The organism is Zarconia navalis LEGE 11467 (assembly GCF_015207075.1).
GTDB lineage: Bacteria > Cyanobacteriota > Cyanobacteriia > Cyanobacteriales > Geitlerinemataceae > Zarconia > Zarconia navalis.
In genome coordinates, this window is sequence record NZ_JADEXN010000005.1 from 1 (window position 1) to 22,456 (window position 22,456).

General features: G+C 48.4%; 19 protein-coding genes and 1 tRNA gene. 11 read left to right on the forward strand and 9 right to left on the reverse strand.

All coding sequences use genetic code 11. The features are described from left to right. On the reverse strand, positions 1–435 hold a 435-nt coding region (locus IQ235_RS00595), incomplete at its 3' end, for an ABC transporter permease (protein ID WP_405196623.1). A 130-nt stretch (positions 436–565) separates the two neighbouring features. On the opposite strand from IQ235_RS00595, the gene IQ235_RS00600 reads away from it, so the two are divergent. Continuing rightward, positions 566–1,039 (forward strand): CYTH domain-containing protein, encoded by a 474-nt coding sequence (locus tag IQ235_RS00600; protein WP_264319557.1) that lies wholly within the window; start codon positions 566–568, stop codon positions 1,037–1,039. Between the two features lie 98 nt (positions 1,040–1,137). Here IQ235_RS00600 and IQ235_RS00605 read toward each other — a convergent pair. Beyond that, positions 1,138–1,211: transfer RNA gene (locus IQ235_RS00605), tRNA-Met, on the reverse strand. Positions 1,212–1,861: 650 nt separating this feature from the next. On the opposite strand from IQ235_RS00605, the gene IQ235_RS00610 reads away from it, so the two are divergent. Both IQ235_RS00610 and IQ235_RS00615 read left to right on the forward strand, forming a co-directional pair. Then, on the forward strand, positions 1,862–2,992 hold the full coding sequence (locus IQ235_RS00610; protein WP_264319558.1) for a HetZ-related protein 2: 1,131 nt from the start codon (positions 1,862–1,864) through the stop codon (positions 2,990–2,992). Between the two features lie 401 nt (positions 2,993–3,393). After that, positions 3,394–3,846 carry a peroxiredoxin gene (locus tag IQ235_RS00615; protein WP_264319581.1) on the forward strand — a complete coding sequence of 151 codons (453 nt, stop codon included), beginning with the start codon at positions 3,394–3,396 and terminating at the stop codon, positions 3,844–3,846. 40 nt (positions 3,847–3,886) lie between these two features. Here IQ235_RS00615 and IQ235_RS00620 read toward each other — a convergent pair whose 3' ends face one another. Further along, complete coding sequence (locus IQ235_RS00620; RefSeq protein WP_264319559.1) at positions 3,887–4,705, reverse strand: TlyA family RNA methyltransferase; 819 nt, start codon at positions 4,703–4,705, stop codon at positions 3,887–3,889. 274 nt (positions 4,706–4,979) lie between these two features. Here IQ235_RS00620 and IQ235_RS00625 point away from each other — a divergent pair, with 274 nt between their 5' ends. Then, positions 4,980–8,468 carry a GAF domain-containing protein gene (locus IQ235_RS00625; protein ID WP_264319560.1) on the forward strand — a complete coding sequence of 1,163 codons (3,489 nt, stop codon included), beginning with the start codon at positions 4,980–4,982 and terminating at the stop codon, positions 8,466–8,468. A 513-nt stretch (positions 8,469–8,981) separates the two neighbouring features. Here IQ235_RS00625 and IQ235_RS00630 read toward each other — a convergent pair. From IQ235_RS00630 to IQ235_RS00640, 3 genes are all read right to left on the reverse strand, one after another. Further along, the gene (locus tag IQ235_RS00630; RefSeq protein WP_264319561.1) at positions 8,982–9,662 is read right to left on the reverse strand and encodes an actin-binding WH2 domain-containing protein; all 681 of its coding nucleotides are present in this window, start codon (positions 9,660–9,662) and stop codon (positions 8,982–8,984) included. A 701-nt stretch (positions 9,663–10,363) separates the two neighbouring features. Next, positions 10,364–11,392, reverse strand: coding sequence for a HEAT repeat domain-containing protein (locus tag IQ235_RS00635; RefSeq protein ID WP_264319562.1), 1,029 nt, complete (start codon positions 11,390–11,392; stop codon positions 10,364–10,366). 596 nt (positions 11,393–11,988) lie between these two features. Beyond that, positions 11,989–13,074 (reverse strand): RuBisCO accumulation factor 1, encoded by a 1,086-nt coding sequence (locus tag IQ235_RS00640; RefSeq protein ID WP_264319563.1) that lies wholly within the window; start codon positions 13,072–13,074, stop codon positions 11,989–11,991. A 304-nt stretch (positions 13,075–13,378) separates the two neighbouring features. Here IQ235_RS00640 and IQ235_RS00645 point away from each other — a divergent pair, with 304 nt between their 5' ends. Both IQ235_RS00645 and psb34 read left to right on the forward strand, forming a co-directional pair. Continuing rightward, positions 13,379–13,762 carry a c-type cytochrome gene (locus IQ235_RS00645; protein WP_264319564.1) on the forward strand — a complete coding sequence of 128 codons (384 nt, stop codon included), beginning with the start codon at positions 13,379–13,381 and terminating at the stop codon, positions 13,760–13,762. A 122-nt stretch (positions 13,763–13,884) separates the two neighbouring features. After that, positions 13,885–14,064 (forward strand): photosystem II assembly protein Psb34, encoded by a 180-nt coding sequence (psb34, locus tag IQ235_RS00650; RefSeq protein WP_264319565.1) that lies wholly within the window; start codon positions 13,885–13,887, stop codon positions 14,062–14,064. A gap of 169 nt (positions 14,065–14,233) precedes the next feature. Here the strand turns inward: psb34 and IQ235_RS00655 are convergent, their stop codons facing one another. Further along, entirely contained in the window at positions 14,234–14,500 is a 267-nt protein-coding gene (locus IQ235_RS00655; RefSeq protein ID WP_264319566.1) for a hypothetical protein, read from the reverse strand. A 181-nt stretch (positions 14,501–14,681) separates the two neighbouring features. Between IQ235_RS00655 and IQ235_RS00660 the strand changes: the two genes are divergently transcribed. The 3 genes from IQ235_RS00660 to IQ235_RS00670 all read left to right on the forward strand — a co-directional run bounded on the left by IQ235_RS00660 (position 14,682) and on the right by IQ235_RS00670 (position 17,593). Beyond that, positions 14,682–15,377 carry an aldehyde oxygenase (deformylating) gene (locus IQ235_RS00660; protein ID WP_264319567.1) on the forward strand — a complete coding sequence of 232 codons (696 nt, stop codon included), beginning with the start codon at positions 14,682–14,684 and terminating at the stop codon, positions 15,375–15,377. Positions 15,378–15,466: 89 nt separating this feature from the next. Continuing rightward, on the forward strand, positions 15,467–16,498 hold the full coding sequence (locus tag IQ235_RS00665; protein ID WP_264319568.1) for a long-chain acyl-[acyl-carrier-protein] reductase: 1,032 nt from the start codon (positions 15,467–15,469) through the stop codon (positions 16,496–16,498). Between the two features lie 105 nt (positions 16,499–16,603). Next, positions 16,604–17,593, forward strand: a complete 990-nt coding sequence (locus IQ235_RS00670) for an acetyl-CoA carboxylase carboxyltransferase subunit alpha (protein ID WP_264319582.1) — start codon at positions 16,604–16,606, stop codon at positions 17,591–17,593. Between the two features lie 698 nt (positions 17,594–18,291). Here IQ235_RS00670 and IQ235_RS00675 read toward each other — a convergent pair. Continuing rightward, on the reverse strand, positions 18,292–19,962 hold the full coding sequence (locus IQ235_RS00675) for a hybrid sensor histidine kinase/response regulator (protein WP_264319569.1): 1,671 nt from the start codon (positions 19,960–19,962) through the stop codon (positions 18,292–18,294). Positions 19,963–20,074: 112 nt separating this feature from the next. After that, on the reverse strand, positions 20,075–20,530 hold the full coding sequence (locus IQ235_RS00680) for a response regulator (protein ID WP_264319570.1): 456 nt from the start codon (positions 20,528–20,530) through the stop codon (positions 20,075–20,077). 328 nt (positions 20,531–20,858) lie between these two features. Between IQ235_RS00680 and IQ235_RS00685 the strand changes: the two genes are divergently transcribed. Both IQ235_RS00685 and frp read left to right on the forward strand, forming a co-directional pair. After that, a complete protein-coding gene (locus tag IQ235_RS00685; protein ID WP_264319571.1) occupies positions 20,859–21,818 on the forward strand; it encodes an orange carotenoid-binding protein in 960 nt (319 codons plus the stop codon). Positions 21,819–21,973: 155 nt separating this feature from the next. Next, positions 21,974–22,300: a fluorescence recovery protein gene (gene frp / locus IQ235_RS00690; RefSeq protein WP_264319583.1), complete on the forward strand. Its 327-nt coding sequence runs from the start codon at positions 21,974–21,976 to the stop codon at positions 22,298–22,300. The last annotated feature ends 156 nt before the right edge of the window (positions 22,301–22,456 follow it).

Sequence of the window (22,456 nt, forward strand, 5' to 3'; positions counted from 1 at the left end):
AAGCTGGGGCAAGGCGAGAAACAAGTCCGTCAGCCGCATCAGTAATGTGTCGGTAATGCCACCAAAAAATCCGGCAACTGCCCCGATGGTGGTTCCTAGGGTAATTGCCACCAACATCGCACTCACCCCCACCGCTAGGGAAATGCGCCCCCCCGCGAGAACTCTTGCGAGTTGGTCTTGTCCGAGATCGTTTGTACCGAAGGGATGTTGCCAACTCGGGTCCATCGTTGATTTCGCGAAATCGATCGTATCGAAGGGAGTGCTATAGATCGTCGGACCGATCGATACGGCGATCGCAATCAGCAGGATAACGATCGCCCCAAACATCGCCATGCGATCGCGACGAAATCGCCGCCACGCATCCCCCCATAGAGTTCGGGAAACAGGTGGGGACGCTTTGAATTGAGGCGCTTTGAGGAAAGTTCGAAAGGGCATTTAGCAATCAATAACGGAATAACGAACAAAATAAACAATGGGAATGTCAAACTCGTTCTTTTTCGACAGTCGGGATGTCACGATCGATTCTAAAGTACCCTATCCTAAGACAATCTAGGGAATGGTTTAGATGGCAGTTGAAATCGAACGGAAGTTTTTGGTGGTGGGGAACCAGTGGCGATCTCTCGCCGCCGGAGTAGACTACGCACAAGGTTATATCGCCAGCGGTACGGGGAAAACCGTGCGGGTACGCATTGCAGGCGACAAAGGCTACCTAACCATTAAAGGGGCAACGGTGGGACTCGCCCGAATGGAGTTCGAGTATCCGATTCCGGTGGCAGATGCCCGAGAAATGCTCGATCGACTCTGCAACGAACCCCCGATCGAGAAAGTACGATACAAAATTCCCATTGGCGATCTGGTTTGGGAAGTCGATGAATTTACTGGAGTCAATCAGGGATTGATTGTCGCGGAAGTGGAACTGACCCACGAACGTCAAGAGATTCAGCTTCCCGATTGGATTGGGGCGGAAGTCTCCCACGATGCCCGGTATTACAACGCTAATTTAGCGAAATTTCCCTATTCGAGTTGGAGTGAATCTTAAGCGATCTTCAGCATTCAGCCTTAGCTCTGAGCGATTGACACGGGCATGAATGAGAACGGCATTCAGTGCAACTTAATGTCTTAACTTATATATAAAGATGGCTCAGGCGTGATTTGAACACGCGACCTTGGGCTTATGAGTCCCCTGCTCTGACCAACTGAGCTACTGAGCCTTTTTTTTACCTCAACTAGGATATCACATCCTATCTAGATTTCTCGAACAAATGCTGAATGTGAATTTTAGTTAACTTATAGTTTTCATAAAGAATAGCTATGCTAATTTAATAACTGTAGATATCGAAACCAAGCAAAACAAAGTGCTGGTTAAAACAGAAATTAAAGAGACCAAGGCAATCGATATCTTTCTGCCGACGTCCAACCTTAGTTCTCAGTCTCAAATCGTTTACAAGTGGTAAGATGACCTAATTTGTAAAGGTCAAACTAAACCTAAGCCCGGAAAGGCTCGAACGAAAGAGATAACGCTTAAAGTGAGTGCTAAAGGGAATGTAAACTCTAGTAATGTAACTGTCAATCTTCAGAAACTCTAATCCTTAGAGTTGATTTCTTTGAAAAATCTGTCGCTTGTAGTTCACAAAGCCTAGCTACCAATAGCTAGGCTTGTTTGCATTTTGGTGGCAATATCTCCCTGAAGATTCCACAGTTCTCTCTGTCGAGAGTTCGAGGGACGTTCTACACTAACAATAGACAGCGATCGATGTCGGAGAGCAAATTAATGGTTTTAATGGTCTTTTGCTTTCTGGTTATCTAGCTCGAAAGAGTCAACGCTGTTCGATCGGTGTGAGGAGCGAAAAAGGAACAGGCGATGGCAAAGGATCTCGAAATTGCGCAAAAATGGCTCGAACGGCTTCAAACCGACTATCCCGATGCAAGTCGGACAACCCACGAAGGCGTGGTGCGTTGGTCGGTCGGGGAAAATAGCGATCGACTCAATCAACTGAGCGATCGCGCCTTAGAAATCGTCCTCCAGTCCATGGAGTTTCGCTACAGTATTTTGCAACAGCGCTATCTGGGGGTTACGCCAGACACCGCATATCAAAACCTGATTCGGCGCTTGGGAGGGTTGGTGCTGCTGCGCAACAAAATTCGCACCTGGGTGGCCCTCAGTCGCGATCGCCATCGTTCGGTTATTAATGTCGTTCAAGAAATCGTCCAAGAACTCCTCAACAGCGATCGCTACTTGCAACAGCAGATGGCCTGGATTTCTCAATGCACTCGCAACGAACGCCTGCGAAATTCCCTGTTACTTGCGAGTGTCGAAGAATATTGCCTGCGCCCGATTCGCAACCAACCCCTACTCGTCTATCGATTTCTCAACTATCTGCGTCGTTCTGGACGTGGGGGATTGACCCAATTTCCCACCAAAGATTTGATTCGTTTGGTTTCGGCAGAGGTGGGAACCCCAGAACGCGAAGATTCGATTAATTTAGTAGACGCGCAAACCCTCACACAATACGAAGACCGTCAAGCCTGGGAAGAACGACAGGTATTGCGGCTCAAAGTCCAGCAAGAATTTGAAACCTATCTTGAAGAAAACGTCGATCCCATCGCTGCCAAGTGGCTGAGGCTTTACCTTCAAGGCTATACCCAAGAGGCGATCGCTTCTACCTTAGAGATCCCGATTTCCAAAATTTATCGCCTGCGAGAGAAAGTCGGCTACCATGCCATTCGCGTCTTTGCCCTCAAACAATCACCCGATCTGGTTTCCAACTGGCTTGAAACTTCCTTGAAAGACCACTGCTTGGGTCTAACACCAACTTTGTGGGAGCAGTATCGCCAGAGTCTCGATCCCCAGCAGCGCGAAATTCTCGATGGGTTCAGATCCGGTCGGTCGGTGGAAGCGATCGCCCGAGAATTAGACCTCAAACCCTCCCAGGTAATGACGGAATGGAGCAAGCTTTATTTGGGCGCTCACTCGCTGCGCAACGAAACCTAGTGGTCTGCCACGTTGATGTCGAGGGGTTGTCGGAAAAGTAATTTAATTGACCGAACCCACCCCTAGCCCCCTCACAAGTGTAGGTTTTTTACTCAGGGGTGAGTCGCTACTCTCTGACTGGGCAGAAACGATGCGCGGGACAACCATGATTCGTTCGCGATCGAATAATTCACGGAGAAAATGTCAATTGGGAGTGAACGAAAAACCTTCATTTGAGCGACTTTGGTAAAAAACCTACACTTGTCAGCCCCTAGCCCCTCCAAGGAGGGGAACTAGAATCTATACCCATCAAAACTAGTGTGGCCCAGTACTAGATACGCAACCCAACCTAGATCTGTAGATCGAACGATCGCGATTGCGGTAATCTGATGAAGATATGTAACGTAACGGGAAGTTTGCAGATGGCAGTCAAAGTTGGAGATACCGCACCGGATTTTACCCTCTCCTCCCAAACGGGAGAACCCATCAGCCTCAAGGACTTTCGGGGCCAAAAAGCCGTCGTTTTGTATTTTTATCCCAAAGACGATACTCCCGGATGCACCAAAGAATCCTGCGGGTTTCGCGACAGCTACGAAACCTTTACCGACGCAGGCGCTGAAGTGATCGGAATTAGCGGAGATTCGGTCAATTCCCACCAGCAGTTTGCCAGCAAGCACCAGCTTCCCTTTACCTTGATAAGCGATGTGGGAGATAAGGTGCGCAAACTCTACGGCGTTCCGGCAACTTTCGGACTGCTACCCGGTCGAGTCACCTATCTAATCGATAAAGAAGGGGTGGTGCGGCACATTTTCAATTCTCAATTAAATTTTCAGGGTCATATCGATGAGTCCCTCAAAGCACTCCAAGGGATGTAGGTTGCATCCCCTCACGATCTCCATCGATGGCGAGCCGGCATTAACTCCGCTTCAAATCGTCCCAAGCCGCGCGAGTAAGCTCGCAGAGTGCCGCCAAATCGCATTCGGGAACGGTGCTATCGATGCTCAACCACAGCAAGTACTCGATATTTCCCGCCGGGCCGGTAATGGGAGACCAAGTGGTTCCTCGATGCTGCCATCCCAGATTTCGGGCACTTTCAAGCACTTGAAAGATTGCCCCAGCTTGGTCGTCTCGATCGCGCACCACTCCCTTTTTCCCCACCCGATCGCGCCCCACTTCAAATTGGGGCTTCACCAGCAACAGCACCTCCCGAGGTGGGACGAGCAGTTGCCACATCGCCGGCAACACTTTCGTCAGGGAGATAAACGAAACATCCACAACCCCCAAATCCGGTCGCGGATCGTCGGCTTGATATAACTCATCTGGGGTCAGATGTCGCAGATTAGTGCGTTCGCGCAAAACGACGCGAGCATCGGTTCGCAGCCTCCACGCCACTTGTCCGTAACCGACATCGATGCCGTAAACCCGTTTTGCCCCCCCTTGCAACAAGCAATCGGTAAAGCCCCCGGTGGAAATTCCCCCATCGAGACAAATTCGATCTTGGGGAGAAATTCCAAATGTTTCGAGGGCTTTGATAAGTTTCTCGCCTCCTCGGGATACATAAGGAGATCGAGCTTTGATGTGGATTTCGGCAGCGCGATCGATTTGGGTTCCCGGCTTATCGACAATTTGTTGGTTTACCCGAACCTCTCCGGCACGAATCCAACGCTGGGCGAGGGGTCGAGAGGGACACAGCTCTAGTTCCACTAATAATCGATCGAGTCGCTGTTTTGCCATGAGAGCGGTTTTTATTGCTACCCTGAAGAATAACAGTAACTCGATCGAACAAATTATCGACACTCACCCTCAATCTTGCAGTCGCAACCGTGGTGAAGATAACCAGATAGCTTCCCCGACCCCTTCGATCTTGACAGTTCTCGTCCCTTGCTCCCCTTGCGATCGCAACTTTGGGTTTTTCAACCGAGATCGATACTGTGCATCAACCAGTCTCCTTACACCGATAACTTGAATAGGAGTATCTGCCCACTACGAATCATCAGGAGCGATCGCCTTGTCCGGAATCACCCCAATCTCCATCCCCACGTTCAGCTACAAAGTTGGCGGACATCTTCCTCTCGATGCGCCGAGTTATGTGGTACGGCAAGCGGATAGTCAGCTCTACGATGCCCTCAAAGCCGGAGAATTTTGCTACGTCCTCAACTCCCGACAAATGGGCAAAACGAGCCTGCGAGTGCGGACGATGCACCGACTGCAAAGGGCGGGGTTTGCTTGCGCGGCGATCGATCTGACCAAAATCGGCAGTTGGGACATCACTCCCGATCGCTGGTATGCCGGGGTGATGCGACGGCTGGTGACTAGTTTTCGCCTGCCCATCGAGCTAAAAGATTGGCTGGGCGATCGGGAATATTTGTCTCCCGTGCAGCGGTTGAGCGAGTTAATCGAACAGGTTTTGCTCGAAACGGTTCGAGAAAAAATCGTTATTTTTATCGATGAAATTGATAGTATTCTCAGTCTAAATTTTCGGACTGATGACTTTTTTGCGTTTATTCGGTCTTGCTACGGCGATCGTCGCCTCACCTTTATCTTGCTTGGTGTCACCACACCCTCGGACTTAATTCAGGATAAAAATTGTACTCCCTTCAATCTGGGGTTAGCCATCGAATTACACGGGTTTCAACATGATGAAGCTCAGCCATTAGTGCGGGGGTTGGCGGGTCGAGTTCCCGAGCCGGAAGAAGCCATTGCCACGGTTTTAGATTGGACGGGAGGACAACCTTTTTTAACTCAGAAAATTTGTAATCTCATCGTTCAAAAAGCTGAATCAACGCCAGATTTTAAAGTCCGATCGCCAAGTTTTAAGGTTCGAAATTGGGTTGAAGACTTGATTCGGACGAATATCGTTCTCAACTGGGAAGCGCGAGACGAACCTCCCCATTTAAGAACCGTGCGCGATCGCCTTCTCCACAGCGGCGAGAATCCGCATTCGATGCTCAAGCTCTATCGCAAGATTCTCCAACAAGGTGAGATTCTCGCCGACGATCGTCCCGAACAAATTAACTTGCGCTTATCGGGATTGGCCATCAAAACAGCGGGAAAACTCAAGATTTTCAATCGGATCTATGCTTCGGTTTTCGAGCGGCGCTGGGTCGATAAAGCCCTGGCGGATATCGAACCCGATTTCATTCAAACCGTTGCCAGTCAAGAACAAAAATTGCTGTCCATGCTCAGTATGATGGACGGCAAAAGTTTTGATGAGGTCTTGTATGAAATTCTGGGCGCCGTCATCTTGAAAATGGCAGAAGAACTGAAAGTCGATCGAGCAACTGTTTTCTTAATTGATGAAGAGAAAAATGAAATTTGGTCGATTATTGCCAGGAATCAAAGCGAGAGCGCTGAAAATATTGAAATTTCTGGCGACAAAGCAATTATTGGGTTGGTAGCAACGTTAAAAGAAATGGTGAATATTCCTTTTTACTTTGCTAGCGATACAAATCTCGAGCGCTCTAATCGATACGATCGAGAATACCCTAATTATACATTACTTGCTCTGCCTTTGCTCAACGGAAAAGAAAATCTCGTTGCTGTCGTTCAGTTACTCAATAAACTAAAACCGGAGAACAATCCAGACGATATACTGCTCGATCGCATCGATCGCAACGGCTTTAGCGAAACCGACCGCCTGCAATTTGAAACCTACGCACCAGCCCTAAACCGCATCTTAGAGCGTTGCCAATCGAGTTACAAACTTACCCAAAGATTGCAAGCTTCCGAAGCTTTGACCGAAGCCACAAGGTCGATTTCTCAAAGTAGTCTCGATTCCGATGAAATTATCGAGCGGGTGATGGAAGCTGCAAAAAAATTGATGAATGCAGATCGATCGACCCTGTGGTTGTTCGATGAGGAAAACAATCGATTGTGGACGAAAATTCAGACAGAGGAGGGCGGCCTTCTCGAATTAAGAGTTAATGTCGGAGAAGGGTTCGCCGGAACCGTCGCCCAGACGGGGCAACCGATTAATATTCCCTTCGATTTGTACGAACATTCTAACTCTCAAACGGCTCGAAAAATCGATGCCAAAACGGGGTATCGCACCTGTAGTTTGCTGTGTATGCCGGTGTGGAGTCCCGACGGAGATTTGCTCGGCGTGACGCAACTCGTGAATAAAAGAAAACAGGGGGAATTTCCCGATTACGATCCGGCGGATTGGCCGACGGCACCGGACTGTTTTCAGGCGAGTTTCGACACCCAAAGTCAAAAATATATGCAAATTTTCAACTCCCAAGTGGGGGTTGCCCTCAGAAATGCCCAAAAGTATGCCATTGCCAAACAAAAAGCCGAACTCCACCCCCAAAATGTCGTCAGCCAAACTCTGGCGATGCTCAATCAGGTGATGGACGGACAGGGATTTGACGATGTTCTCGATGTCACCTTGCGATCGATTACTTTGAAAATGGGCAAATCCCTCAACGCCGATCGCACCAGCATTTTTTTACTCGATGAAGAAAAAAACGAGTTTTGGTCGATTCTAGCCGAAGCAGAGAACGGAAAATCCCTCGAAATTCGCTTACCGGCAGATCGGGGAATTGTCGGGGAAGTGGCCGCCACCCGGCAAAAGATTAATATTCCCTTCGATCTCTACGACGATCCGCGATCGACTGCGGCTAAAGCTCAGGATCGAAAAACCGGGTATCGTACCTATTCGATGCTGGCACTTCCTCTCCTGGGCGATCGTGGCGAGTCGATCGCCGTCATCCAGTTAATTAATAAGTTAAAACCCAGCAGTAACAGCATTTTACCCCTGTGCGAGCGAATCGATCGCCAGGGATTTACCGAAGACGACGAGCGGCAATTTACCGAGAATGCACCGCTGATTCAAATGATTATTGAAAGCTTCCGCTCGTATCATAAAACGGCTCGGGGACAGCGGGTTGCAGCAGCGTTGATGGCCGCCACCCGATCGGTCAGCCAAGAAAACTTAGATCTCGAAGAAGTGCTGCAACGGGTGATGTCGGCGGCGAAAAAACTGATGAATGCCGATCGATCGACCCTGTGGCTGCTCGATCGCGATACGGAAGAACTGTGGACGAAAATCGCCTTCGACGATGGCCGCCGCCGGAAAATTCGGGTCAAAATTGGGGAAGGATATGCTGGGAAAGTGGCTCAAACCACTCAGCCGCTCAATATTCCCTTCGATTTGTACGATCGCCCCGACTCGGAAATTGCTCGCAAAACCGATACCAAAACCGGATATCGCACCTGTAGCTTGCTGTGTATGCCAGTGTGGAGTCCCGATGGGGATTTGCTTGGCGTTACGCAACTCGTGAATAAAATTCAGTCCGGAAATACCACCGACCCCATGGAGGAGCGATCGATTTCCCGAACTCCAGAGACCATTCCCCCATGCTGGCAAACCAGTTTTGATGAGAGCGATCGCAAATACATGCAGATTTTTAACAATCAAGCCGGGGTAATTCTCCAAAATGCCGAACTGCTCGCGGCCATCAAGCGGCAAGAGGAAAGTTTGCGCGATCCCCTTTAACACGATCGCGGTTTGCAAAAACATTGACCCCAAAAAGAGTGGGTCGCAAAAATATAAAAAGCCGTAGGGATAGCATTGGTGACAAGTTAAGGTGGTATTCACTTTGTCAACTTTGTAATAATCGACCGAAAACCCGGCACGCGCGGGGGTCTCCCCCCAACCCTCCGCTTCGCTTCGCCCTCCCGGTGGGGGACGAAACGCCTCCCCCGGTCGCGCTCGCCGGTCGTTGTGCGGTCACTGAGCTTGTCGAAGTGCCCCATTCCCCCTTTCCAAACTCCGAATTCCGCGCTTCCGCGCTTCCGAATTCCCGAACCTACAAAACTTGTAATGAAAAGGGCGTGAACTGCTATAAAGTCTACCTTCATGACAACCGCTCTAAGTTTCTTTAAATACTTATAATTTTCAATGCAGAGATCTGGGGGAGAGAATTGGAGATGTTGGCAGAGGATATAAGCATTCAGCGATCTTTCATCAGCCATGAGTTAAGAAATAAGACGACTGAATGCTTACTTCCTAATACCAACCTAGGAGGTTACCAATGGAATGAAGAATGGAGAGATAGAAGTTTCCTTCCCGTTCTCGAAAGAGGGCAAAGGGTTGTTCCGGCGTGCCAAAGAAAGGACGCAGAACCCATCCCATTTGGCTACCGACAAATCCATACAGGCTCAACCATAATGGTAGAATTTTCGTTCGCAGTCCCGAGCCAGAGATATCTTCGCGTGTCAAAAATCGCATTCCTTTGTAGAGAAAGTGAACGCCCACAAATCCGGCGATCGCGAAAATAATGACATTGAGTAATACAAAGAAAAGGTAGTCGTTGACAGTAATCAAGAAAAACAAGGTGACGGGTGCAAATCCCACCATCAATACGCTAATCACAGAAACGGCACTCAAAGCCATCAGTAAGTATTGACTGAATGTCATTCGCGAACCGGCAAGAACGTGAAAAAAGAACAGGGTAGGCAAGCAAATCAATAAAGTTACCAGGTATAAAGAGGGTAACTTGATACCCGATGCGAGTGCTTGCAAGCCACTTTGAGATGCACCAATAATGAGACCGTACGCACAAAATCCGAGGGAGCTAGCAATGAGAAGAGACAAAATTTTTCTTTCGAGGTTTACTTTGTCTCGAATCTCTACTAGAAAAGTATCTCGATCTTTGAGTAATTCAATTAAAACAGAGAAGTTTTCCATGTCAAATGATGCTCCAAGTAGATTTGGAAGGCGAAGTTTATTGCTTGCTTTTTTAGGCTAAGGTTTTGCGCTTTTCCGAGTTGTTCGGACAATCCTTTGATGGTTCGAGGTTTCCAGAGCTGTGTCAACTCGATCGAGCATTGCTAGACGAAAATCACCTGAACCCAAAAATTACATTTATTTCGATAGATATATCGAAAGTTAAATTAACGCTATTTTTGGTCTTTGACATCTCATTCGATTTTTTAATTTAAGCCGGTCGCAACTAAAAAAGGATTTATTTCTTACTTTTTAATTTCAATTTTGGTATTAAAATTCTCTTTTAGATTTTGACAGAACTTAAATTACTTTTTCTGGGTTTAGAATTGAAAATAAATCGATTTTTAAACCAGACAAGAAACGCCATAAGATTTTAGATATTTTTCAACATCTAGGTCTGCAAGTTTTACTCATCTAGAGAATGTATGAGATTGACGGGTTATTGACAAGATTTTCTTCAATTTAACACAATAAAAACCGATCTCAAGAACTGAGTTTTGTGCTAGAGAAAACCCTGTTAAAACGTTTAATTCGTTCAAAGATACCCTCAGTAGGATTCATCCCATTTCCGGATCGTCGCTCAATAAATTTCGATCGAGGATCGGACAAACAGTTGGAATGGAGTAATTTCCATCGACTTCCATTGCCTGCAGACAACTTTTTCAATCCAAGCCAGATGTATTTTCCGAGGAATGAGTGGCGCGGGGTAAACTGGGTAAATCTCCCCGCCCTCCCAACGATCGAATGCGGTTAAGCTGCGAAAGCGCCCACTGCGCGGTATCGCTGACCTCGCCATCAGAATCGTCGATCGCATGGTTCAATAACTGACTCATTTGAGCCACGACATCGTAAATTCGAGTGAGATCGCGGATGGCATTCTTCCGACCCTCTGCACTGTCGTCTTGGAGAGAAACCGCTAAAGCCCGATTCATGGGTTTGAGAGTGCGCGTGCCAATTTCCGAAAGTACTGCCAAAATGAGGCTGCGCTGGCTGGAGTCGGAATCGAGCATCAGATCCACCAAGGGTTGAATGGCCCGCGAGTCTCCCCGCTGTCCCAATTCCCAAATGGCTTTGCGTCGCTTTGCCGGATCGGGGTTTTGCAGCTCCTGAATCAGGGCATCGACAATATTAATTTTGGCAAGGGGAGTGGTTTCCTCAATCGTTAGCATTCCTTCAATGGAAGAATGGGGAAGCGCACCGTTGTTGGTTCCGTTACCGTGTGCGGAAATCGGTTCGTCTTCTGAGGTAAGGTCGACTTCCTCTAGCTGCTCCTGACGATCGATTGTGGGGGAGATCGCAGAGGACTTGGAGGGGTGGGAAGTTCGATGGGCGATCGAATCGAGTTTTTGGTCGGGGGACTCTTCGGCGATCGCTCCCGGACGCGAAAGTTTGAGGAACAAATAGAGAAACCCGGCTGCCACGACGACGACTCCCGCCACTCCCGCCAGCCACCACATTAATTCTGCGCGATCGGTCGATCGATCGATCGCATTATCGAGTGTCTCGGAATTGGGAGACTCTGGAGGGTTCGTTTGGGCAACGATCGGCTCGGAGATTTGACTTAATGAGGTCGATCGAGAAAAAGATAATCGCCCCACGGAAGTCGGAGTCTGTAGCTTTGCGGCACGAACGGGTGCAACGCCCAAAGCTAAGCAGCTCATCAAAATTAAAATATGGCTGTAGCGCCTCATAAGTTAACTAACTCAGCACGTTGTGGTGCAATGCGATCGAGACTCGAGCAAGCTTGACTTGAGCGCTCGGATCGATCTTAACTCTTGCAAAAAACAGTCGAGTAGAGACGATCGACCTCTAGAACCGAGAAATAAATAATAATAGGATTTTTAGACGAGGTTTTCAGAACTTTGTTGCCAGGGATAGAGGGTTAGACTTGACCGCAGCCAGATCTTACGAGCGATCGCTCTCAATCCGTGAGAGCGGTTATGCTCCCTTTTCCACGAGAAGAACTAGCTCGTTGTCTCAGTTTTCGTACCATCTCTTTTGAAGAACCAACACCCCAATTTCAGAACAGAGTGGATGATTTGACGATTTAGAAAAGCTAGGAACTCAAATAATTTAATTTATGGCTACCGACTCCACCATACCATTATCATCCCGCTCGGTTCCCGACAGGTCGAGATCTACAACCCCCCAGAGAGAGAAGGGGGACGGCAAAACAGCGAGTTCGGCATTTCTTTTGAAAGGGAAGAATCGCGATTCTCCAATTGTCCCCTCGTTCATTGTTGATTTACTCTCCCACTGCTTCCCCAGTTCCTTGCGCTCACCCCTTCTAGTCATCCATCTGCCAGGGTGAAGTGATGTTACTTTCGTCCAAAATCCGTTTGGGACGCAGCACCAAAACGACTTGACCGAGTATAGGAGCATTGGGAGCTTCTTCAAACCAACCCACTTCAATCCCGTCCCCCGATTCGATCGAGAAATAGCTATTGATATCCCAAGTTTTCACTTTCCGATCGATGACGACAACGATTTCTTCTAATTGATGTACTGGAAAATTGGGAAGGAGATCGCTCCGACTCAAAATCGCTACCGGATCTTGGGCTCGCAGAATTACCTGCCAACCGGGAAGAGGAACCCAAGAACCCGTACCGTTCACCACGCGAAAAGGTTCCGTCTGCTCGACAGTCGGAACGGCTTCGAGCTGGGCGCGACTCAAGGGCATCGAACCGGCTAAGGGAATAATTCGCGGCAGTTCTTCTTCTGTATCCATCCGATACGTCGGCAAGACGGGAGCCTTGCGAGTGGGTTCGATGGTAAAGTCACTCAGCAAGCGCTCGATTTGTTCCCGCGCCGTTTGAGTTTGAGCGAACTTCAGACCTTGGGCGATCAGGCGAGAACGCTCTTGGAGGTCTTTTTTTTGCCGCGCCTGTTTCCAGGAGACGTAGGCGACAATATCGCCGGCGCAATTGGAGAAACCTTCTGGAGGCATCGAGATGCGAGCGAAATCCTTGATGGCTCGCGCCACCAAGTGCGCTCCATCCACATCGAGATTTTTTTCGGCAGCGAGAACGGCCGCTTCCGCGCGCTGCCGTTGATTGAGGATGCGAAACTCGTACAAGACATCGGATTTCGGACCGGCGCAAAACGAAAGAACTGTCGGGTCGACTTGCGCGCTGGCAATACTTTCGTACACCTGAGAAGCGACAATAACCTGGTTTTGCACCACCGCCTCGAACCCGGTGTCTTCGAAAATTACTTTGGGGTCGTAGCCAGCTTTTTGCAAGGCATGACAGGCTTTTCCCCATTCGATCCAATTTCCTTCCTTATATCGAAGCTTTTGAAGCAATTCGGCGGCCGCTGCTTCAGAAAGAGCGGAGCTGGGGGGCATAGTATCTTGAGGCTTTTCTTCGGTCATGGCAGCGTTTGACTCTAGACCAATAGTCTACAGCGATCTAGCGCGGGCGATCGAGGAATGTGGGGAGAATTTGGAAGCGTGGAAAAGGGACGCGGGGGAGGAAGGGGTGACCCGGTGAGGTGGGAGATCCTGATTTTGCGTTATTGTCCGTTTGCTCTTTTTGAACCTTCTTCGTCCCCAAAGCCTCCCGTACTCCCCAAAGCTCCCCAAGCTCTCTTGATGTTTGCGCTATTGGCTCTTCGGTAAAGGTTACTTTATATTAAAGGAAAACAAATTTTACATCTGTTTGTTGAACTTTAGTCCTTTGAATAACCAGTTTACCGAACCCGATCTCGATGTCCGAATTCAGAGGGTAGCCTTGCAAGCATTGGCAATTCTCTTAGCCGTTCTCCTGACGATCTTGGGAATCGCCCACAGTCAAATGTCCGACGACCCTTATATTAAGCGGGTGCTTTCCCTAGAAGGCGATCCGATTCAAGGTCATGCTATCTTCTTAATGAACTGTGCTGGATGTCATGGCAATCAAGCCGACGGTCATGTGGGACCGAGCCTGCGAAGAATATCGGAGCGCAAATCCCAATCGAGTCTCATCGAACAGGTCACCAGTGGCAAAACCCCTCCCATGCCCCAGTTTCAGCCCAGTCCCGAGACCATGGCAGATTTACTCAACTATCTCGAAACTCTCTGAACTCATCGGATACCTTGGATGAGAAAATGATGACGATTGGTAACAGTTTGCGATCGTTTTCATAATTTAATGTCATCTTTGTTAAGATTATTTCAAAATTTTCAAAACAGAGGATAACTTAGATGCCCTATACCACTGAAGATGGCGGTCGTTTGAATAACTTTGCCGTAGAACCGAAGATGTATCGAGCCGAGCCAGCGACGCCAACTCAGAAGCGAAACGTCACGATCGTAATGGTTGGCGGACTCGTTTTGGCGGTCGTGTTTGTGGGCGTAGCCGTGTTGGTTTCCAATCTCGGGTAAATTGCTGCTAGATGGGCGATCGAAATTTTCTATTTATTTTTAAGGCTGGTGGTGACGCGCGCGAATCAATGCCGTTCGAGCAAATATCGTACAAGGATGGAGGTCGCCAGTGGCGAGTCAACTATCTCCAGAAATTCGGTCGAGAGCGAGACCGTGCAAGGGTTCAAAATCAGTTTGCGGAGCGCGGTACGAACCCGTGAAGCGGTCTGTTTCGAGCCACTCTCCCACGAACGCGACCATCAAACAGCATCGCCTGGGGATATGAACCCACGATAACGATCGCCAGCGACAGCAAAACCCGAATGGTTCCGGCTAAAGCGATGGCGGTGCCGGTATTGGGGAGAATTTTGAAGCGTTCGGATTCCGAGGTCGGAATTTGACGGTTTGAGGCAATGGGGTCGCTCGATCGATTTCCATCGAGTGACTCAGGAAGCATAAATTGTGATTATTCGGGAATTACATCCAGTCCGATGTGGTCAAATACCAACTAAAACCTGTAAAGTAAGGAAGTTGTGGTGGCGTTTTATACCACTGTGAACTCTTAGACTTTGAAATCATCAGATTCGGTCTAGTACCATCCTAATTTTAAATAATGAGGAGATTGGAGATTTATACTTATGCCTCAGCTTGAAGCCGTTCCAACCATCGATTATCAAAGCGAAACTTACAAAGACGCTTACAGCCGCATCAATGCCATTGTGATTGAAGGGGAACAAGAAGCTTACGAGAATTATATTCGCTTGGGCGAACTTATACCCGATTCTCAGGCAGAGCTAATCAAGCTCTCCAAAATGGAAAACCGACACAAAAAAGGCTTCCAAGCTTGCGGTCGAAATCTGAGTGTCACCCCAGACATGGAATTCGCCAGCGAGTATTTTTCCCAACTGCACGGTAATTTTCAAAAAGCAGCCGCCGAAAACAAAGTCGTGACCTGCTTGCTCATTCAATCCCTAATTATTGAATGCTTTGCGATCGCCGCTTATAACATCTATATTCCTGTCGCCGATCCCTTTGCTCGTAAAATTACCGAAGGGGTTGTTAAAGATGAGTATACTCATCTCAACTTCGGGGAAGTTTGGCTCAAAGAGCACTTTGAAGAATCCAGAGAAGAACTCGAACAAGCCAACCGCGATAACTTGCCGATCATTTGGAAAATGCTCAACCAAGTGACCGAAGATGCTCGCACCCTCGAGATGCCCAAAGAGGAGCTGATCGAAGACTTCATGATTGCTTACGGCGAAGCCCTTAGCAATATTGGGTTTACGACTCGCGATATCATGCGGATGTCCGCCTACGGACTCAAAGCAGCTTAGTTGACCTGTCGAGTTGGGGTTGTGAAATGCAACCCTCCGTTTCCCGCACGATCCCAATTTGACAGCCTTAAACCCTGAATCTTGAAACTATGTTTGGTCTTATCGGTCACCCTACTAGCCTCGAACATGCCTACGATGTCGCAAAAGAGCTGGGTTATCCAGAGTATATCAATCAAGGACTAGACTTTTGGTGCAGCGCTCCTCCCATAGTGATGGACGAACTGACCGTCACTAGCGTCACCGGTCAGCAAATCCAAGGGAAATACGTTGAATCATGCTTTCTTCCCGAAATGCTAGCCAACCGTCGGGTTAAAGCCGCAACGCGCAAAGTCTTAAACGCAATGGCTTACGCCCAGAAACACGGGATTAACATCACGGCGTTGGGTGGTTTCTCTTCCATTATTTTCGAGAATTTTAGTTTGCAGCGGCTCGGCAGGATTCGCAATATCAAGCTGGAGTTCGAGCGTTTTACGACAGGGAATACTCACACCGCATATATTATCAGCCGTCAAGTCGAACAGGCTGCACCCAAGCTGGGGATCGATCTGTCCAAAGCTACTGTTGCCGTCTGCGGTGCGACGGGAGATATTGGCAGTGCTGTGTGTCGGTGGCTTTCCGAGCGAACTCCGGTCGCCAAACTGCTTCTGGTTGCCCGAGATCGAGAACGGTTGCAAAACCTGCAAGCAGACCTGGGACGAGGCAAAGTGATGACTCTCAACGAAGCGCTACCCGAAGCCGATATCGTTGTTTGGGTTGCCAGTATGCCTAAAGGCGTACAAATCGATACGACGACCCTCAAAAAACCTTGTTTGCTCATCGACGGTGGCTATCCCAAAAATCTAGACGCGAAAGTTCAGCATTCGGGAGTCCACGTTCTCGCCGGAGGAATTGTCGAGCATTCACTCGATATTGATTGGCGGATGATGAAAATCGTCAATATGGACGTGCCGGCTCGCCAGTTATTTGCTTGTTTCGCCGAATCCATGCTGCTGGAGTTTGAAAAGTGGTACACGAATTTTTCGTGGGGCCGGAACCAAATCACTGTAGAGAAGATGGAAAAAATTGGTGAAGTTTCCATCAAACATGGGTTTAGACCGCTCTTGGCATTTGCAAAAGCGTAGCAATACCTTGAAGCTTCCCCACCTCTTTTGTCACCCAGGACGTGGGGAATCAATTCGTTGAAGACCGCTTGGGCGATCTCCTATTTTGCCCTCAATTTCCCAACCATGACCCAGTCGAAAAATCGCCAACCCCTGCTGCTCGATTTTGAAAAACCCCTCGTGGAGTTAGAGAATCGAATCGAGCAAATCCGCAACTTAGCTCAAGAAAGTAGCGATGGGATTGATGTTTCCGAGCAAATTCACCAACTTGAGGAACGGGCCGCTCAATTGCGGCAAGAAATTTTTCGCAGTTTGTCCCCCGCTCAACGGTTGCAACTTGCTCGCCATCCACGCCGACCGAGTACCCTCGATTATATTCAGGCGATTAGCGATGAGTGGGTCGAACTTCACGGCGATCGCGGCGGTGCTGACGATCCGGCACTGGTGGGGGGGGTTGGGTCTCTTGCCGGTCGACCTGTGGTGATGCTGGGACATCAAAAGGGTCGGGATACGAAAGATAACGTTGCCCGAAACTTCGGCATGGCTTCTCCGGGAGGATATCGCAAGGCGATGCGGTTGATGGAACATGCCAACCGTTTCGGGATGCCGATTTTAACATTTATCGATACACCGGGAGCTTGGGCGGGTCTCGAAGCCGAGCATCAAGGACAGGGAGAAGCGATCGCCTATAATCTGCGGGAGATGTTTCGGCTAGACGTGCCGATTATTTGTACGGTGATCGGTGAAGGGGGTTCCGGGGGAGCTTTAGGCATTGGTGTAGGCGATCGCTTAATGATGCTCGAACACGCAGTCTATACGGTAGCAACTCCCGAAGCTTGTGCGGCAATTTTATGGAAGGATGCAGCCAAAGCGCCTCAAGCGGCTGAAGCTCTAAAAATTACCGCCTGGGATTTGAAAAATTTTGGTATTCTCGATCTCTTGGTGCCAGAGCCGATCGGAGCCGCTCACTCCCAACCCGTCGAAGCTGCCGAAATTCTGAAAGCCGCTCTGATTGAAGAATTAGAAATCCTCTGTGAGATGACCGATCAACAGCGCCGAGACTTGCGCTATCAAAAGTTTCGCCGCATCGGAGTCTTTCTCGATCCGTCGGATTGAGATGATTTGGGTGCAAGTTGTGGAAACCATCTTGGGAATCGAATATCGATCGGAGTCGCCAATACGGTTAAGACCTCTACAAAAACGACAAGCTTGAAATCTCAAGGGTTTTTACCAATCGCGCTTGTGCCATACAACCTAAAATTTATAGCGGTTTACAGAAACCTTGACCCCACAAACAGTGGACTCAAAAAATTTTTAACTTTGTAGGGTAGTGCCCCTGTGCCAGTGGTGTCAACTCAAGGTAATTGTTAAAACTGCTATAAAATCTACAATTCCTAAAAAGATACCTCACTGTTGATTGCAGTGAGGCTTTTCATGAGTATTACAAATAAATTTCTGCGCTATGCGTGGGTAGCGCGCGAGGCGAGCAGCCAGCACAGCAGAGGGCAGTAGACCGCACTAAATCCTGCGACGATCGCGACAGTCCACAACCCTTCAATCCAATCGTGAGTCATCATAAACCTTACCTCAGTTTGCTTACAAAGTTTGGCTATTTTGTTCGATAAGTAAATAGCCTTCTTCTTCATTTTGGCTGGGACTTCCTCAGATTGTCATTACTGATACAGAAAAATTAAGTAAAGTTTACCCTACTTATATTTAAGAGTCGGCTCTGTGAATTTACCTCACCCGTAAATGTGATTGTTCGACCAGATTTCATATAAGACAGCAGGCGATCCGCAATGTGATTTTGCGTATCAAAATCTTAGATCGGGTGACGATCGCTTCGGTAAACAGACCGTGAATTGTGTGCCTTTCCCTTCTTTGCTTACCAGAGCGACGTCGCCACCGTGCAGATCTACACAAGCTTTCACGATCGCCAAACCCAGACCGGTTCCGGGAATCTTGCCGATATTACTACCGCGATCGAAGGATTGCAACACATGAGATTGTTCCCGAGCGGGTATACCGATACCTTCATCTGTTACCTTGATGGTGATGTGAGTCTCGTTCCCCGTTAGGTGGACTTCGATCGCGCCACCATCGGTTGAGTATTTAACCGCATTGGAGAGCAAATTTACCAAAATCAGACGCAGAAGTTGCTCGTCGCCCCAGAATCCTTTCGTATTACCCGCGATTTTGAAGATCAACTCGTGACGATCTCCCACAGTCTGGCGCTGTTCTTCAATTAGACTGGAGATAAATTGCAACAGCTCGAAAGGCATGGGATCGAAATTTGCCTGACCCGCTTCAAATGTCTCGAGTACCAATAGATGGTCTACCAGTTGAGTCATTTGTCTGGCTTTCTCCTCGATCGTTTGCAAGAACTGCCGTTGCTTTGACTCATGTAGCTTGTTGCGATGCAATTTCAGGGTCGAGGCGGCGGCTAAAATGACAGCTAAGGGATTGCGATATTCATGAGAGACCGTTGCCACGAGTTGAGAAGTGAGGGCGTTGAGTTGCTTATGCGTCTCTAGCGCTGCGAGTGCTTGAGTCAGTCGATGGGATTGTTGCAGGGCAATAGCCAAATGACAGGTAAAACTCTTAAAAAAAACGGCCTCATCCGTCTGCCACTGCCGTTTGTTGGAATTCTGGCAAGCCACGAGCAAACCCCAAACTCGATCGCAACTGGAGTCAGAACCGGATGGTTCCATTGGGATGGGACTGAGTAGGTACGTTTTTTGGCTTGCAACCAGAATCGATGCTTCGTCTGTTCCGGGTATCGCGACGGTTTGCTCTTCTTGAAAACTAGATGGGTAATTTTTGGTTAAAAAGGACAAAAACTTTTCAACGGGATCGCGGTCGCTACAACTTGTTTCGCAACGCTTGGTTAGAGTTGGGACAACAGCTTTTCGACCTGGCTCATCATCCCCAATGGGAAGGACTTGGTATACCGCCACCCGATCGCACTCTAATTGTTTTTGCGCTTCTGTCACCGCCGTTTGCAAAATGCGATCTTCATCAGGTGAGCGATGGAGGCGAAAGGCAACCTCTGGGGTTAAGTACCGTTGCTTGTGTGGTCGACCGAACCGAGCTTGCCGATGGGCTTGTTGGATGGCATTGCGAACCGTCAGTTGCAAAACATCGGGTTCTAGATCTTGCTTGACGAGGTAATCTCGCACCCCTTGCTTCATTGCCTGAACCGCCACCCGTTCGTCACCCTGTCCGGTGAGCATAATGACGGGAAGGGAGGTATTCGACTGCTGTTTGAGTTCGTCTAAGAACTCCAGTCCGGTCATATCTGGCAAGCGGAAGTCTAGCAAAATGGCATCGCAATGCTGTCTCTGACACAGTTCCAATCCAGCCTGGGCCGATCCGGCTTCGATAAACTGGTAAGACCGGTTGGGGTCGCCAGAAAGATATTCCCGGTAAACCTCTCGATCCTCCTGACAGTCATCCGTAATTAAGAGAGTCCAAATATTTGACATCGTAATTTGACATATTAAAGGATATGAGGAAAGCTTATTTATCTTAAGGATGCCATAGAGCTAAAAACTGTAACAGAAATCTCAAGGGATTGACATATTTCGTCGTTATTACTTAATCTCCGCGACGATCGTCCCTGGGAGAAATGTTAACTTGCAGCCAATACTCGACAAACGCTCGAACGATCCGCTCGAGTTCGTCTAAATCAACCGGTTTGATGAGGTAGCCATTTGCCCCCTTCTGGTAGCAGAATTTAATATCTTTGGGATTGGAAGAGGTTGTGAAGACAACGATGGGAATGTCCTTGAAGCTTCGATCGCCCTTGAGTTGCTCTAGCACCTCGCGACCATCAGTGCCGGGTAAGTTCAGGTCGAGTAGGATCGCCGAGGGGAGCGGTACAGAACTGCCGCATTCTCCATCTTGATAAACAAAGTCTAGAACTTTATCCCCATTGGTACAGCGATAAATTGGATTTTGCACCTTCATCTGCTGCATCAACAGTTCTAGCACCTCAAAATCTTCATCGCTATCTTCAGCAATTAGCAAGGGATTAAACGATCGAGTTATCATTTTTGATTGCTAAACACTAATTTGTGAAAAACATTACAGTTAGTTTACATAACTTATTATTGCTTATTATAATTTAATAAATCAAATAGGGTAAGTAGGGGTAGCCACCCAATTCGGAATTTGGAGCAATTCTCCTTTAGGAGACGCAACGGGGAAACGTCCCACCAAAAGCGCCCGATCGTAGAATGAAGCAACGATCGGGCTCTGTTTTCCATCGGTTGCTCCCACAAAAATATTTAAATTAAATATTTTTGTTACAAAATCCTTGTAAACTATTGATAAGTAAGATTGTGTTTACATTTATACATTTGCAAAAAAACTCTATCCTATGCCATTTACAATTGATTCAGCTCGCGGAATCTTTCCCGGTACTTTATCGGCAGATGTGGTTCCAGCGACGATCGCTCGGTTCAATCAACTCAGTGCCGAAGATCAGCTAGCCCTCATCTGGTTTGCGTACCTAGAGATGGGTAAAACAATTACCATTGCCGCACCCGGAGCCGCGAGCATGGTACTTGCCGAAGGGACGTTAAATGACATTCGCCAGATGTCTGCCTTAGAGCAGTCTCAGGCAATGTGCGACCTCACAAACCGAGCAGATACTCCTCTGTGCCGTACTTACGCCACCTGGAGTCCGAATATCAAGCTCGGGTTTTGGTACGAGCTTGGAAAATGGATGGATGAAGGAATTGTGGCACCGATTCCCAAAGGGTATAAACTCTCTGCCAACGCCTCGGCAGTGCTGCAAGAAATTCGCAATGTCGATCCCGGTCAGCAAATTACCATCTTGCGCAATGCAGTGGTGGGAATGGGGTACGATCCGAGCAAGTTGGGCGACTACACCCCCGTGGCCGAACCCGTTGCTCCCGTCCAGGAAATCGCTCAGCGTTCCCAAGTGCAGATTGAAGGCGTCACCAATTCGACGATCCTCAGCTACATGAACAACATGAACGCCAATGATTTTGACGCGCTCATTCAGCTGTTCGTCCCCGATGGAGCGCTGCAACCTCCCTTCCAAAAACCGGTTGTCGGTAAAGATGCCGTCATGCGATTTTTCCGGGAAGAATGCCAAAACCTGAAGCTCGCACCCGAACGCGGTGTTAGCGAACCGGCTGAGGATGGCTTCACTCAAGTTAAAGTAACCGGCACAGTGCAAACGCCCTGGTTTGGTGCCGGTGTGGGTATGAATATGGCATGGCGGTTCTTACTCGACCCCCAAGACAAAATTTTCTTTGTTGCGATCGATTTACTCGCCTCTCCCAAGGAGCTATTAAACCTAGCTCGCTAGAGATGTAGAGAAAATCCATAATCAGAGCGTAATTGCACATAGGCGTTCTCCTGGGAGAACGCTTTCTTCTCTTCTATGAAGCACTGTAGTGAAGACGCTCAAATCGATCGAACAACCGTAAGTATTGACCAACAGTATAGATTTCTAACTAGGTGATGCAAGATATAGAGGCGAACTGGTCTCCTGTGGAGCAAAAGACCGCTCGAGAGGCATTTGAGAAAGCGTACCAAAGAGAGATTTCGGCTTTGCTCGAACAGGTTCGCGCAACAACCAACGAAATGGCAGAGCTTGACGAGCTGTGGACTTTACACGATTTTTTGAGTGCTAAACGGCATGAAATAGACGGCAAGTACGATTACAACTATCAGGTGCTTCTATTCGTCTTTGCCAATCTGATTAAAGATGGATGGCTGCATCTGGAGGAGCTTCAGAATCTCGAGCAAGAGAAACTGGCGAAGATAGCAGCTTTGACAAGGATGTAAGCGTTGCGTCCTGGGCACGAGACGAGGTAAGCGGATCGGCTTTTAAACGGCAAGATCGAGATTGAGGAAAAGGTTTTGGGGTGTAGGGTATAGCGCGATGTCCGATCGATCGCACTTGAAATAGATAACAGCTTATCCTACCGTGCATATCTAATG

What these genes read in the sequence shown, in the direction of transcription:
- IQ235_RS00600 (WP_264319557.1), top strand. Translation starts at nt 566, where the DNA reads ATGGCAGTTGAAATCGAACGGAAGTTTTTGGTGGTGGGGAACCAGTGG.
- IQ235_RS00610 (WP_264319558.1), top strand. Translation starts at nt 1,862, where the DNA reads ATGGCAAAGGATCTCGAAATTGCGCAAAAATGGCTCGAACGGCTTCAA.
- IQ235_RS00615 (WP_264319581.1), top strand. Translation starts at nt 3,394, where the DNA reads ATGGCAGTCAAAGTTGGAGATACCGCACCGGATTTTACCCTCTCCTCC.
- IQ235_RS00620 (WP_264319559.1), bottom strand. Translation starts at nt 4,705, where the DNA reads ATGGCAAAACAGCGACTCGATCGATTATTAGTGGAACTAGAGCTGTGT.
- IQ235_RS00630 (WP_264319561.1), bottom strand. Translation starts at nt 9,662, where the DNA reads ATGGAAAACTTCTCTGTTTTAATTGAATTACTCAAAGATCGAGATACT.
- IQ235_RS00635 (WP_264319562.1), bottom strand. Translation starts at nt 11,392, where the DNA reads ATGAGGCGCTACAGCCATATTTTAATTTTGATGAGCTGCTTAGCTTTG.
- IQ235_RS00640 (WP_264319563.1), bottom strand. Translation starts at nt 13,074, where the DNA reads ATGACCGAAGAAAAGCCTCAAGATACTATGCCCCCCAGCTCCGCTCTT.
- psb34 (WP_264319565.1), top strand. Translation starts at nt 13,885, where the DNA reads ATGCCCTATACCACTGAAGATGGCGGTCGTTTGAATAACTTTGCCGTA.
- IQ235_RS00655 (WP_264319566.1), bottom strand. Translation starts at nt 14,500, where the DNA reads ATGCTTCCTGAGTCACTCGATGGAAATCGATCGAGCGACCCCATTGCC.
- IQ235_RS00660 (WP_264319567.1), top strand. Translation starts at nt 14,682, where the DNA reads ATGCCTCAGCTTGAAGCCGTTCCAACCATCGATTATCAAAGCGAAACT.
- IQ235_RS00665 (WP_264319568.1), top strand. Translation starts at nt 15,467, where the DNA reads ATGTTTGGTCTTATCGGTCACCCTACTAGCCTCGAACATGCCTACGAT.
- IQ235_RS00670 (WP_264319582.1), top strand. Translation starts at nt 16,604, where the DNA reads ATGACCCAGTCGAAAAATCGCCAACCCCTGCTGCTCGATTTTGAAAAA.
- IQ235_RS00675 (WP_264319569.1), bottom strand. Translation starts at nt 19,962, where the DNA reads ATGTCAAATATTTGGACTCTCTTAATTACGGATGACTGTCAGGAGGAT.
- IQ235_RS00680 (WP_264319570.1), bottom strand. Translation starts at nt 20,530, where the DNA reads ATGATAACTCGATCGTTTAATCCCTTGCTAATTGCTGAAGATAGCGAT.
- IQ235_RS00685 (WP_264319571.1), top strand. Translation starts at nt 20,859, where the DNA reads ATGCCATTTACAATTGATTCAGCTCGCGGAATCTTTCCCGGTACTTTA.
- frp (WP_264319583.1), top strand. Translation starts at nt 21,974, where the DNA reads ATGCAAGATATAGAGGCGAACTGGTCTCCTGTGGAGCAAAAGACCGCT.